Below are 11,895 nucleotides of genomic sequence, written 5' to 3'. Positions count from 1 at the left end.
GCTAATCGGTATCGGACGGCTTCCGGACATCGAAATGCGCCATCGCGCCGGACAATTCGAGCCGCTCGATGCGCAGCCCGGCGTCGGTGAACCACCGCTCCACGTCGTCGACGGTGCCGCCGGGGCCGAAGATCCCACCCCATCGCATGACGGTGACAGCGGTGGTGCCGATCTGATTCGCGCCCTGTACGAGGCAATTACCCACCAGCCGCCCGCCGGGTGTGAGACAGCGCGCCAGCTCGCGCACCGCCGACGCCGGACCCGGCAGGCAGTGCAAACCGTTGACGCACAGGCACAGATCGAATTCGCCCGCCGGGAACGGCAGCGCTTGTATATCGGCCTCGACGAATTCGATTCCGGTCAGCCCCAAGTGTCGCGCCTTGCGTTCGGCGCGTTCCAGCATGGTCGGCGAGATATCGGCGGCGATATAGCGCAGCCGCTGCTCCGGGCTCAACGCGCCCAGCGCGAGACCTCCGCCGCACGGCACGTCCAGCACCGCGCTGCCATCCGGAAGTTCCCGCAGCACTTCGAGATTGCGATAGATCAGCGCGGCGTCGGTGCCGAAGACGAGCCGCGCGAACGGCCGCGCGAAGCGCTCGTTCTCCACGCCCGCGTTGTAGAGCGCGCCCCAAATCGCCTCGAACGCACGGTTCTTCCACAGATCGGTGGCATTCCAGCCCGGGATGACACTGCTCACGGCCCACCTCCCGCTCGTGCCGTCCGCCACCACCGCGTGCGGACTCCGTTGCGCGCTGGGCGATTCGGCTCTGCCCAGGACGGTACGCCACTCGCGGCCGACCCGACATGGTTCGACCGGCCACAACCCGCCCACTGTGCCATAGTAGTGTCTGAGACACCGTAGCCGACGGAGAGGCAGCAATGACCGCCGCAGCGACCCGACCGCTCAATCGCCTCGTCCACGCGGGCTGGGGGCAACTCGCCCGCGTCTACGATTTCGCACCCGTCCAGCGGGTCATGTACCGACCACCGCAGGACGAGATCATCGCGCGCCTAGCGGTGCACGGGGCCCGCCGCGTCGCCGATGTGGGTTGCGGCACCGGCATTCTCGCCACCCGTATTCGCAACGACCTGCGGGTGGACGAGGTGTACGGCTTCGATGCCGCGGCCGGAATGCTGCGCAAGGCGCGGGCCCGCACCGATCGGGTGCTGTGGCGGCAGCGGCCCGCCGAGGACCTCGGCCTGCCCGACGGCGCCCTCGACGCGGTGGTGTCCACGCACGCGTTCCCGTTCTTCAACCACGAACCCGCGGTGGCGGAGTTCCGTCGCGTCCTGCGCCCCGGCGGGCTGCTCGCGATGGTGGTGTTCAACCCGGACGGACCGCTCACGACACCGATGCAGCCCGCCCTGGTGCGTGGCGCGGCCTACTGGCCGACGCCGGAGGAGATGCGAACCCTGCTGGAGGGCAATGGTTTCGAGGTCATCGAGCAGCGTCGGGTGCGGCGGCCGCTGTTCGGGGCCGCGCTCGTCCGCGATGTCGTGACCGTGGCGCGGCGGCGCTGACGCCACCGGTGTAGCGGTAGTCGTCCAGGGGGAAATGGCGGTTCTCCCAGTACATCTCGAGCTGCGTCGAGGGCCGGAAGGCCGCGCCGTCGCCCTGGTAGTTGATGTAGTAGGTGTTCGAGGTGACGCAGCCCTGGGTGAACAGGTGGGTGCGCTTGGCGCGCTTGTCCATACGCGCGAAGTAGCGGTCGTGCGGTTCCTGGCGCACCTCCGCTCGCGTCGCGCCGCGGCGACGGGTCTCGGTGATCACGCGGGCGGCATGGGCGGCGGTCGATTCGATGAGCGGAATGTAGGAGCCCGGTGCGTACCCGTAGGGACCGGTGATGAGGAAGGAATTCGGGAATCCGGGGACCGAGACGCCCTGGTAGGCCTGGAAGCGGTTCTCGTCCCAGAACGCGCCGAGTTCGATGCCGTCGCGCCCGTAGATCGGATACGGCGGCGTATAGCCCTTCTCCATGACCTTGAATCCGGTGGCGCACACCGCCATATCGAATTCGCGTTCGACGCCGTCGGCGGAGACGATGCCGGTGCGGGTGAACCGCTCGATGCGCTCGGTGACGAGATCGACGTGCGGCCGCGTGAAGGTCTTGAAGTAGTCGTTGGAGATCGAGGGGCGCTTGCAGCCCAGTCGGTAGTCGGGGGTGAGTTTGCGGCGTAGTTCCGGGTCGCGCACCTGCGTGAACAGGAAACCCTTGAGCGCGGTTTCGCCGAGGGTGAGCCCGACCGAGGTCAGGCGCGGATAGTTCGACACCGCCAGTCCCGCACCCAATCCGGCGTTCACGCCGATATTGCCGACCAGGCGCACGGTCTTCTGCAAGGGCGCGAAAGCGAGTACGCCATTGAGCACCGGTCCCATCGCGAAATCGGGTTTCGGGCCGATCCAGATGGCGCGCCGCTGGTAGACGCACAGCCGCGCCACGTCTTTGGCCAGTTCCGGAATCGCCTGTAGCGCGGTCGCGCCGGTGCCGATCACCGCCACTCGCTGGCCTCGGTAGTCGTAGTCGTGATCCCAGCGCGAGCTGTGCATGATCGTGCCGGTGTACTCGTCGATCCCCGGAATCGGCGGGGTGTTCGGCTGCTCCAGGCCGCCCACGGCCCCGATGACGAAACGGGCCGTGACCTCCGAACCGTCGTCGAGGGTGAGTCGCCACAGATCGTCGGCTTCATCGAAAGCGCCGCGCACGGTGCCCTTCCCGAGCCGCAGTTTGGCGCGCAAGCCCTGTCGGTCGACGACCTCCTCCGCGTAGCGCTGAATCTCGTTGCCCGGGGCGAAGAACCGCGACCACCGTGATCGCGGCTGGAACGAGAAGTTGTAGACCGGCGACGGAACATCCACGGCGACACCGGGATAGGTGTTCGCCAGCCAGGTGCCGCCGACCTTCGGCCATTTGTCGATGATCACGAAGTTCTCGATTCCGGCCCGGCGCAGCGCCACGCCCGCGCCGATACCGCCGAAACCGGCCCCGATGACGGCGACCTCGTACCTCGGATGGACGCGGGAACCATTGGTGGAGTTCATGATCGGGACCTCACATCCTCGCGCAGGGACGCGGCTATGGTGTCGGGCACCTGCTGCCTGCGCAGTTTGCCCGCGGTCGTGCGCGGCAATGCGGGCACGAAGACGATGTCACGCGGCACCTTGTAGGTGGCCAGGGTGGCCTTCACGTGTGCTTTGAGTTCGTCGGTGCTGGCCGCCGCACCCGGTTTCAGCACCACGGCCGCCGCCAACCGCTGTCCGAAATCGTCATCGGGCACCCCGACCACGCCCGCGTCCGCGACCGCCGGATGCGCGAGCAGCGCGTCCTCCACCTCCTGCGGAAAGACGTTCTCACCGCCGGAGACGATCATGTCGTCGGATCGGCCGTCGATGAACAGCCGCCCCTCGGCATCGAAATGTCCGATATCGCCGGAGTCCATGTATTCGCCGACCATGGCTTTGCGCTTACCGTCGCTGTAGCCGCGGAACAGCAGCGGGTTCTTGTTGATGATTCGGCCGGTGGTGCCGGTCGGCAGGTCGCGGCCCTGATCGTCGACTATGCGGATATCCACCATCCCGGTCGGTGGTCGGCCCACCGTGCCCGGTGCGGCGCGCAGATCGGCCGGGGAGGCCAGTGCGCCGATTCCGGTCTCGGTGGACGCGTAGCCGTTGTAGAGCACATCGCCGAATTCGTCCATGAAGGCCAGGGCGAGCCACGGCGGTAGTGGAGCCGCACCGCACGGCACCATCTGGAGGCTGGTGGTGTCGTAGCGCGCCCGCGCCTCGGGCGGCAGGTCCATGATCCGCTTCACCATGGTCGGCACCAGGCAGGCGATGCGCACACCGTGCTGCTCGATGTCGGCCAGCACCTGTGCGGGATCGAACTTCTCGTGCACGATCGCCGTCGAACCCAGGGCGAAGGCGGCCAGCAGGGCGAAGAAGCCGTACGTGTGGTGCAGTGGGGGAGCGATGACCATGGGCTCGCCCAGGCGTGGCATCGGCTGGAGATCGGCCACCTGCCCGACGGCGCGCAGCATGCGCGGATGCAGGGCGGCGACCATGGGTAGGACCGCACGGATACCGAGGTGGCGTGGCGCGCCCTTGGGCACGCCGGTGGTGCCGCCGGTGAGGATGATGATGGCGCTTCCGTACGCGGGCGCGCGCACGGGAGCACAACCCTCGGCGATCAGCTCCGCCACCGTCGGCAGCCCACCGGCCGCCCCGCGCACCAGCAGGCGCGCTCCCAGGTATCCGGATTGCTCTATCTCGGTATGGAATTCGGCGTCGTAGCAGAGCAGATCGACGCGCTCGCGGCGCAGCACCTCACCGATCTGCGGTCCCGCGAACCCGTAGTTCAACGGCACCACATCCGCCGACAGCCGCGCGGCCGCGTAGGTGGCCTCGACGAACCCGCGATGGTTGCGGCACAGCACCCCGACGCGGTTGCCCCGACCGATATCCCAGCGTTCCCGTGCGGCCGCCGCCAAACGTTCCACGCGCCGGTGCAGTTCGGCGGCGGTGATCGCGCCCTCGTCGTCGATCATGGCGGGACGTTCCGGGAATCGCGCCGCGAAGGTCGCCAGGACGGTGGAGAGGCCGACGCCGCCGCGCAGTGACAGCATCGTCGGCGCGATCCTGGTGGGCGGCAACAACTTCAGCGCGCCGCTGTCGGGCAACCGGCTCGCCACTGTCACCAGTCCGTCGAGGAGCTTGGTGGCGGATTCGACGGCGGCCGAGCGGTCTGCCCAGTCGACGGGCCGGGCGTTCGGGTTGCTCGCCTGGGCGTACAGGGTCATGGCGCGCTGCGCGGTGCGGGAGCTGTCCAGGGCGTACAGCACTGGGGCACCGGCTCTTTCGAACCACGGGCGGATGGCGAGCGGGCGATCCACGATGGCCCGGCACACCACGCTGGCCGCCTCTTCCGGCGTATTGCCCGGCATGTACCGGTAGATCCGCCAGGGGCCGAGCATGTCCGTGCGCACCAATTGCAGGTGGATGGCGGTCGAGGTGATGCCGTCGGCGCGCAATTCGGGTGCGGCACCACGCATCCAGGCGTGGAACGCCGCTTTCGTGGCGACATAATTGGTCCACCCGACACCCGGTACATGAACCCCGGCGGTGCTGACATTGACGATATGGCCGCACTGCCTGGCCCGCATGGACGGCAGCAGGCTCATGACCAGGCGCACCGGGCCGAGATAGTTGACCCGGGTGGTCTCGTCGACATTGTCCCAGCGGTCGACGGAGTCCGAGAGCCACCGGCGAATCGAGCGTCCCGCGTTGTTGACGAACACATCCACCCGCCCGTGGTCGGCGAGCACCCGCCGCACCAGGTCGGCACAGGCGTCGATATCGGTCAGATCGGTGGGGTAGGGGTGGATCGAGCCCGGGCCATCCACCTCATCGCGCAAGCGCGCCAACAGTTCTCGGCGGCGCGCCACGGCGATCACCGTCGCGCCGTTGGCGGCCAGACGCTTGGCGGTGGCGCGACCGACACCGGAGGAGGCCCCCGTCACCAGGATCACCTTCCCGGCGACGGCGGGTGCGAGCCGCCGATCGCTGATGCCGTAACTCGTTGCGCCGAGCGCGATCCGCAGGGATTTCGGCAGTTCCATCGGAGACTCAACTTCCTTGTCGAGCGGCGGAGATCAGCGGCGGGCCCGCGAACTCGTAGTCGGAGAACGGGAATCGGCGATGGCCACGTCGCGCCTGAAAGAATCCGGTGGGCCGGATGTAGGTGCTGTCGCCCTGCGAATTGCGGTAGTAGGTCGGCACATGCGCGTTGAGTTCGGCCAGGTACCAGCGGATGGCCGCGCCGTGCTCGTAGATCCTGCGGTGGAAGGCATCGTGTGCGTCCTGGCGTACGGCCACGAAAGTCGCACCGCGCCTGCGGGCTTCACCGATGGCGCGCACGGCATGGTCGGCGGTCATCTCCACGAAGGCGTGCCAGCCGCTGCCCGACCACGAATAGGGGCCGACGAGAGTCCAGCGATTGGGCAGGCTCGGCAGTGCGACGCTCTCGTACATCTGCAGGCCGTGTTCGGCGAAGTACTTGCCCAGATCGAGTCCGTCGCGGCCGACCACCATGCCCGGCGTATAGGTCTCCGGATCGGAGAACACGTGATAGCCGGTCGCGAGGACGATCATGTCGAAGACGCGTTCTCGACCGTCGGCGGTGCGGATGCCCTGTGCGGTGAAGCATTCGATGGGGCTGGTGACGAGTTCGACATTGTCGCGGTTGAAACTGAGCAGATAGCCGGTATTCGCGGTGGGGCGCTTGGCGATCGGGCCGTAGTTCGGGGTGAGCGCGGCCCGGGTTTCGGGGTCCTCGACCATCAGGCGCAGCAGTCCCCGGTAACCGAGAATGGCGGCGGCGTCGAGGGTGCGCATGGTCGGCCGCACCAGGCCCAGCGGCGCGTTCGACAGCGTCCGCAGCACCCCGTCGACGGCCACGAGCACCGCACCGTGCACGGCCGCCTGCAATCCGGGTGTCCGCAACAGCGCCTGGACCGCGTCGGGAATCTTGGGATTGGGCTTGGGAATACACCACACGGGCGTGCGCTGGAACACCGACAGACTGTCCACCCGTGCGGCGATGGACGGCGTGATCTGTACCGAACTGGCTCCGGTGCCGATGATCCCGACCCGCTTACCGGTCAGGTCGTAATCGTCATCCCACTCCGAGGGCCGTTGGATCTTGCCCCGATACTCCGCCAACCCCGGTATTCCGGGATCCTGTCGCGGACTGATGAAGGCACCCACCGCACTGACGACGAACCGCGCGGTCAGCACGCCACCGCCCGCGAGGTGCAGGTTCCAGCGATGGTTCGCCTCGTCCCACTCCTCGCTGACCACGGTGGTGTTGAACCGGATATGCGGATACAGCCCGAACCGCCGAGCCACCTCGATGTGATACCGCTTCACCTCCGCGCCCGGCGCGAACAACCGGCTCCACCGCGAATTACGGGCGAACGAGTACTGATACGCGATCGACGGAATATCGACTTCGAGCCCCGGGTAATGATTCTCGTGCCAACTGCCCCCGACCTCGTCGGCCCGTTCGAGGATCACGAAATCGGCCACCCCGGCCTTCGTCAACTTGACCCCGGCGGCGATGCCCCCGGGCCCCGCACCGATCACAGCCACCTCGACATCCGCCCCAGCAATGTCCGCCGGTCTTTTACCGTTCGCCGCAGTGCCCACGATCCCAAGGCCTTTCGAGTGAGGAATCCCCACTCGCCGGTGGGTACCACCAGGGTATGTGTGTCTGGGACAGTGATCAAGAGCGTTCGGTGCGGTGACCGCCTCATCTGAGGGCAATCGTGGTTGGTCCGCCGATACGGGGGTACGGCCTCAGACATGTGTGCGCGAAATTCATGGGTGCCATGAGATTTCGGTGCGCGTTCACGAATGTGCTCGGCGGAAGGATGAAAGGCGATGTCGGATACGTTGATCGACGTTCCGGCCGCGCGACTACAGACCGCCAAGCCCGACCCTCGCGTGGGGGTTCGGGCCGGTCGGTCGGAGTTCGACGCGGCGGATATGTGGCGGGATGCGCAGGCCGTGCTGGTGAGTCGTGTCATCGGGCCTCGACAGGTGAAGACCGTTCCGCGGCTGGTGGTTCCGGTCGGACCGACCCAGATCGCGTATCGGGTGTCGACGTATTCGGCCGAGGCGGCGCAGTTGGCGGCGGATGGGCGGGTGCTCGTTCAGCCCGGTGACTGGCGCGGGAACCCGGTGCTCGGATCGCATCAGCGGCAGGGTCGGGCGCAGCTGGTCACGGCGGGCACGCTGCTGCCGTACGTGCAGTCGGAGCTGGCGGCGAAGTACCGGTGGCGCATGCCGCTCGCGCGGTTGGCGCATCGACTGATGCACGGGGTGGCCCCGTACGGCGACGTGGTGGTGTTGGTGACGGTGTTCGAGCCGAGCCCGATTCCGCTTCCCGCCGCGGACCGTCCGGATCAGTGCGAGTGATCGACCGCCGCCGCGTCGGGGTGGGCCAGTAGCCATCGCATGCGCTGGCGGCTCTCGTCGTCGGCCGGGGTCCATACGGTCAGGAAGGTCTCGGGTACGGCGGCGAGGTCGAGTCGGGTGAGAGCGAAGGAGAGTTCGCCGATCGCGGCATGGCGGTAGGTCATGGTCTGGCTGGGCGGCGGGGCCACGTCGTGGGCGGCCCACATGCGCGCGAATTCGGGGCTGGCCGAGGAGAGTTCGCCGATCAGGCGGATCCACGCCGGGTCGTCGAGGTGCTGGCCGAAGGCCGCCCGGAACGACGCCACCATGGGCGGCAGGCCGGTGTCGCGGTTGACGAAGCAGCGGCAGCACGCGGGGGTGGCGAACATCTCCCACAACACGTTTCGGCTGCTGTCGGGTCCGGTGAGACCGGGCCAGAGCGCGGCGCAGGCGGTGTTCCAGCCGAGCAGATCCCAGCGGCTGTTGAGCGCGGCCGCGGGCAGCCCGGCCATGCTGTCGAGAATCTCCTGCACGGCGGGTGTGATGTCGACGGCGGTGGCGGCCGCGGGGATCAGCGGTACCTCCGCCAAGTGGTAGAGGTGCTCGCGCTCGGCGGCGTCGAGTCGCAGCGTCCGGGCGATGGCGTCGAGAATCTGCGCGCTCACATTGATGGGCCGTCCCTGCTCCAGCCACGTGTACCAGGTCACGCTCACCCCGGACAGCTGCGCGACCTCCTCGCGCCGCAATCCCGGGGTGCGCCGCCGCAGCCCCGGCGGCATACCCACGTCACCGGGCGTGATGCGGTCCCTGCGGCTGCGCAGGAAGGACGCGAGCTCGGTGCGGCGGGCGGAGAGGGTGGCGGTCACGCTCCCATGATCGACAAAGTCGGGTCCTGGTGCCAGGTGCTGCCGGTACCAGTGTCGAGAGTCTCTTGGTACCCGGCGCACGCCCTCCGCACAGTGGTGATCCGGAAGTCGTCGATCAACCGCTACGAGGAGATATCCGCATGCACCCCGTCACCGAGCGAACCGCCTTGACGCCGTTCACCATTCGCTTCGCCGTCCGCAGCTACGAGCTGGACACCAACCACCATGTGGCCAGCACCGTCTACCTGCAATACGCCGAACACTCCCGCTTCGCCTGCGGTCAGGCGGCCGGACTGTCGCCCGACCGCTTGCTCGCCGACGGCCTGGGTCCCGTCAACCTCGAGACCACCCTGCGCCACCACGCCGAACTGCGCGGCGACGACGAGGTGGATGTGTCGTGCGCCTTCGTGTGGGGTCCGGGCAAGACCCATCGCGTCGAACACGTGCTGCGCAAGCCGGACGGCACGCTGGTGGCCGAAGTGAGCAGCGTCAGTGGGCTTTTGGGCCTGCGCACCCGGCGCATGGTCAGCGATCCGGCGCAGCGCCTGCGCGAGCGTGCCAGCAAGCCCGAACTCCTCGGTCTGGCCTGAACGGAGGCTGCGATGAGACAGCGATTGGGAACGATCGATCACGGCTTCGTGCCGCGAAAACTCACCGTCTGCTACGCGGCCATCTGCGTCGGCGAGGTGGATACGGCGCTGCTGCGGCGGGCATTCGAGCTGCTCTGCCGGAAGTATCCGATGCTCGGTGGCACTCTCGAACTCGCCGACGGCGCGTGCTATGTGCGCATCCGCGAGGATTCCAGCGCCGCTGTGGAGATCGTCGACCGCGCGATCGCCGATTGGCTCGCGAACGCGACGACACCTCTGGACCCCGAACGTATCCTGGCCAAGCTCGAGATCGTCCGCGATGGGGGAGTGACCGCCGTCGCGCTCCGGGTGAGCCACGCCATCAATGACGCCACCATGGGTTTCGCTCTGCTCCAGGACTTCTGGCGCATAGCCGCGGCGCTGAGTGCGGCATCCGCACTGCCCGATCTGAACCCGGTATTTCCGGGCAGCCTCGAAAACCTGTACGCCGAGCGCGGATTGGCGCTGCCGCGGCTCACCCACGCGGACCCGGGGCTGCCGCTGCGCAGCATTCCCTCTTCGGACATCGGCACGGGCACGCATTTCAAGCCCTCGGTCGCCGAGCGCATCATGCTGTCCGCCGAGCAGACCGCAGACCTGCTGCGCTACGCCAGGGAGTCGGGGACGACGCTGCATGCCCTGCTGAGCGCTGCGATAATCCGCGCCGAACGGGCGATGATCCCGGATGCGCCGGGCAGTGCGACCGAACTGCCCATGATCCTGTACCACCTGGTCGATATGCGCCCGCACCTACAGCCTCCGGCGCACCCGGCCGATGTCACCAACGGTTTGGGCTTCGCACCCACCCGCACTGCCTGCGCACCCGACTCCGACCTCGATGTGCTGGCCAAGGACGTCAAAGATCAGATCAGCACCGGTATCGAGAACGGTTCCGCCGTGGCGGTCATGCTCGCCGCGTCCGCGCACGCCAGCACCGGCCACACCCGTGACTCCGTCGGCAGCTTTCTCACCAACTGGGGCGTGGTCCCCGCTCTCGACCAACCGGTCGGCGTGGAGATCATCGACTTTCGCGGCTTCGCCACCTCCGACCCGGTCACCATGGCCGGGTACTTCGCCTACACGTTCCACGGCCGACTCACTGTCGAGCTGGCCTACTCCGACCGCTTCTACCGGCCCGCGCGGATCACGGAGCTGCGCGAGCACCTCCTCGGTAATCTGCGGGCTCACACGCCCTTGACGGCGGCGCGGTCCATGAACCCGAACAGGTATCCGGCGACGCGGCGCATCTGAATCTCCTCCGCGCCCTCGGTGATGCGGTAGCGGCGGTGGTGGCGGTAGATGTGCTCGAAGGGTTTGTGCCGGGAGTAGCCGAGGCCGCCGTGGACCTGCATGGCACGGTCGGCGGCCTCACAGCACAGGCGATTGGCCCAGTAGTTGCACATCGAAACCTGTTCGGAGACCGCGAAAGTGCCGTAGGTATCCATCGACCAGGCGGTCTTGTGAATGAGGGCACGCAGCATCTCGCACTGGGTGTGCAGCTCCACCAGCGGGAACTGGATGGCCTGGTTGGCCGCGAGGGGTGTGCCGAAAGGCTTGCGCTCCTTGGCGTACGCGACGGCTTGGTCGATGCAGTATTGCGCCGCACCGAGACTGGAGGCGGCTTGGCGAATCCGGTTCTCGTTGAAGAAATGCTGCACCACGCCGAGCCCGCGACCCTCCTGACCGAAGATCGCCGAATTCGGTACGCGCACATCGGTCAGCGAGATGCGGGCGTGGTCGGTGGGCATGTTGAACGTCCACAGATACTCCTCGACGCGGAAGCCGGGGGCGTCGGTGGGCACCAGGAACGCGGTGATGCCGCGCCCGTCACCGGCCGCGCCGGAGGTGCGGGCGAAGATGAGGTCGGCCTCGGCGATGTGGACGCCGGTGTTCCAGGTTTTGGCCCCGTTGATGATCCAGTCGTCGCCGTCGCGGACGGCGGTGGTCTCCATATGGGTGGCATCGGAGCCGTGCTCGGGCTCGGTGATGCCGAAGGCGAAGAACTTGGTCCCGTCGGCCAATCCGTCCACCCAGGCCGCGCGCTGCTCCTCGGAGCCGTATTCGAGCATGAGCAGCAGGCCCACGTTGTTGGCGACGATGGCGTGTTCGTTCTGCAGGTCGCAGTGCAGGCCCAGCCCACGCTTGGCGAGGCGCTCGCGGATGACGGCCATGCCGAGGTTGGTGCCGTCACGCCCGCCGAACTCCTTGGGGAAGGCGTAGCGGTAGTGCCCCGCCGCGTCGGCGAGGCGACGCGATTCGGCAAGCAGCGCTTCCCATTCCGCGCTGGGCAGGCCGCCGCGCTCCCAGTCGGTGCGGGCGTCCTCGCGGCGGTGATCGAAGAATCGTGCGTTGTCGCCGCGCTGTTCGAGGGGGATGATCTCGGCCTCGATGAAGGCGTCGAGTTCCGCCAGATACGCGGTCAGCTCCTCGGGTAGGTCGAAATCCACGC

At 67.8% G+C, this 11,895-nt stretch carries 10 protein-coding genes; 4 read left to right on the top strand and 6 right to left on the bottom strand.

Annotation, left to right across the window (positions count from 1 at the left end; genetic code table 11):
• Position 1: 1 nt before the first annotated feature.
• A complete protein-coding gene (locus tag ACIBH2_RS03815) occupies positions 2-697 on the bottom strand; it encodes a class I SAM-dependent methyltransferase (RefSeq protein ID WP_397113115.1) in 696 nt (231 codons plus the stop codon).
• A 182-nt stretch (positions 698-879) separates the two neighbouring features.
• On the opposite strand from ACIBH2_RS03815, the gene ACIBH2_RS03810 reads away from it, so the two are divergent.
• Entirely contained in the window at positions 880-1,521 is a 642-nt protein-coding gene (locus ACIBH2_RS03810) for a class I SAM-dependent methyltransferase (protein ID WP_397113113.1), read from the top strand.
• Here ACIBH2_RS03810 and ACIBH2_RS03805 read toward each other — a convergent pair.
• Genes ACIBH2_RS03805 through ACIBH2_RS03795 form a run of 3 tightly spaced genes read right to left on the bottom strand, consistent with a single transcriptional unit; the run spans position 1,439 to position 7,144 of the window.
• Complete coding sequence (locus ACIBH2_RS03805; RefSeq protein WP_397113111.1) at positions 1,439-3,040, bottom strand: flavin-containing monooxygenase; 1,602 nt, start codon at positions 3,038-3,040, stop codon at positions 1,439-1,441. The genes ACIBH2_RS03810 and ACIBH2_RS03805 overlap by 83 nt on opposite strands.
• Complete coding sequence (locus ACIBH2_RS03800) at positions 3,037-5,613, bottom strand: SDR family NAD(P)-dependent oxidoreductase (RefSeq protein ID WP_397113109.1); 2,577 nt, start codon at positions 5,611-5,613, stop codon at positions 3,037-3,039. Before ACIBH2_RS03800 ends, ACIBH2_RS03805 begins: the two co-directional genes overlap by 4 nt.
• Positions 5,614-5,620: 7 nt before the next feature.
• The gene (locus ACIBH2_RS03795; RefSeq protein WP_397113107.1) at positions 5,621-7,144 is read right to left on the bottom strand and encodes a flavin-containing monooxygenase; all 1,524 of its coding nucleotides are present in this window, start codon (positions 7,142-7,144) and stop codon (positions 5,621-5,623) included.
• A gap of 291 nt (positions 7,145-7,435) precedes the next feature.
• On the opposite strand from ACIBH2_RS03795, the gene ACIBH2_RS03790 reads away from it, so the two are divergent.
• The gene (locus ACIBH2_RS03790; protein ID WP_397113105.1) at positions 7,436-7,972 is read left to right on the top strand and encodes a hypothetical protein; all 537 of its coding nucleotides are present in this window, start codon (positions 7,436-7,438) and stop codon (positions 7,970-7,972) included.
• On the opposite strand, the gene ACIBH2_RS03785 is transcribed toward ACIBH2_RS03790, so the two are convergent.
• The gene (locus ACIBH2_RS03785) at positions 7,960-8,817 is read right to left on the bottom strand and encodes a helix-turn-helix transcriptional regulator (RefSeq protein WP_397113103.1); all 858 of its coding nucleotides are present in this window, start codon (positions 8,815-8,817) and stop codon (positions 7,960-7,962) included. The two genes, ACIBH2_RS03790 and ACIBH2_RS03785, sit on opposite strands and share 13 nt — an antisense overlap.
• Before the next feature lie 140 nt (positions 8,818-8,957).
• On the opposite strand from ACIBH2_RS03785, the gene ACIBH2_RS03780 reads away from it, so the two are divergent.
• Both ACIBH2_RS03780 and ACIBH2_RS03775 read left to right on the top strand, forming a co-directional pair.
• Positions 8,958-9,407, top strand: a complete 450-nt coding sequence (locus tag ACIBH2_RS03780; protein WP_397113101.1) for an acyl-CoA thioesterase — start codon at positions 8,958-8,960, stop codon at positions 9,405-9,407.
• A 12-nt stretch (positions 9,408-9,419) separates the two neighbouring features.
• On the top strand, positions 9,420-10,697 hold the full coding sequence (locus ACIBH2_RS03775) for a hypothetical protein (RefSeq protein WP_397113099.1): 1,278 nt from the start codon (positions 9,420-9,422) through the stop codon (positions 10,695-10,697).
• Here the strand turns inward: ACIBH2_RS03775 and ACIBH2_RS03770 are convergent.
• The gene (locus tag ACIBH2_RS03770; RefSeq protein ID WP_397113097.1) at positions 10,631-11,893 is read right to left on the bottom strand and encodes an acyl-CoA dehydrogenase family protein; all 1,263 of its coding nucleotides are present in this window, start codon (positions 11,891-11,893) and stop codon (positions 10,631-10,633) included. The two genes, ACIBH2_RS03775 and ACIBH2_RS03770, sit on opposite strands and share 67 nt — an antisense overlap.
• Positions 11,894-11,895 lie beyond the last annotated feature (2 nt).

It is taken from the genome of Nocardia sp. NPDC050406 (assembly GCF_044459025.1).
GTDB lineage: Bacteria > Actinomycetota > Actinomycetes > Mycobacteriales > Mycobacteriaceae > Nocardia.
The sequence above is the reverse complement of the archived record's forward strand: the minus strand, read 5'-3'. Positions and strand labels throughout refer to the sequence as shown.

What these genes read in the sequence shown, in the direction of transcription:
- ACIBH2_RS03775 (WP_397113099.1), top strand. Translation starts at nt 9,420, where the DNA reads ATGAGACAGCGATTGGGAACGATCGATCACGGCTTCGTGCCGCGAAAA.
- ACIBH2_RS03805 (WP_397113111.1), bottom strand. Translation starts at nt 3,040, where the DNA reads ATGAACTCCACCAATGGTTCCCGCGTCCATCCGAGGTACGAGGTCGCC.
- ACIBH2_RS03800 (WP_397113109.1), bottom strand. Translation starts at nt 5,613, where the DNA reads ATGGAACTGCCGAAATCCCTGCGGATCGCGCTCGGCGCAACGAGTTAC.
- ACIBH2_RS03780 (WP_397113101.1), top strand. Translation starts at nt 8,958, where the DNA reads ATGCACCCCGTCACCGAGCGAACCGCCTTGACGCCGTTCACCATTCGC.
- ACIBH2_RS03790 (WP_397113105.1), top strand. Translation starts at nt 7,436, where the DNA reads ATGTCGGATACGTTGATCGACGTTCCGGCCGCGCGACTACAGACCGCC.
- ACIBH2_RS03810 (WP_397113113.1), top strand. Translation starts at nt 880, where the DNA reads ATGACCGCCGCAGCGACCCGACCGCTCAATCGCCTCGTCCACGCGGGC.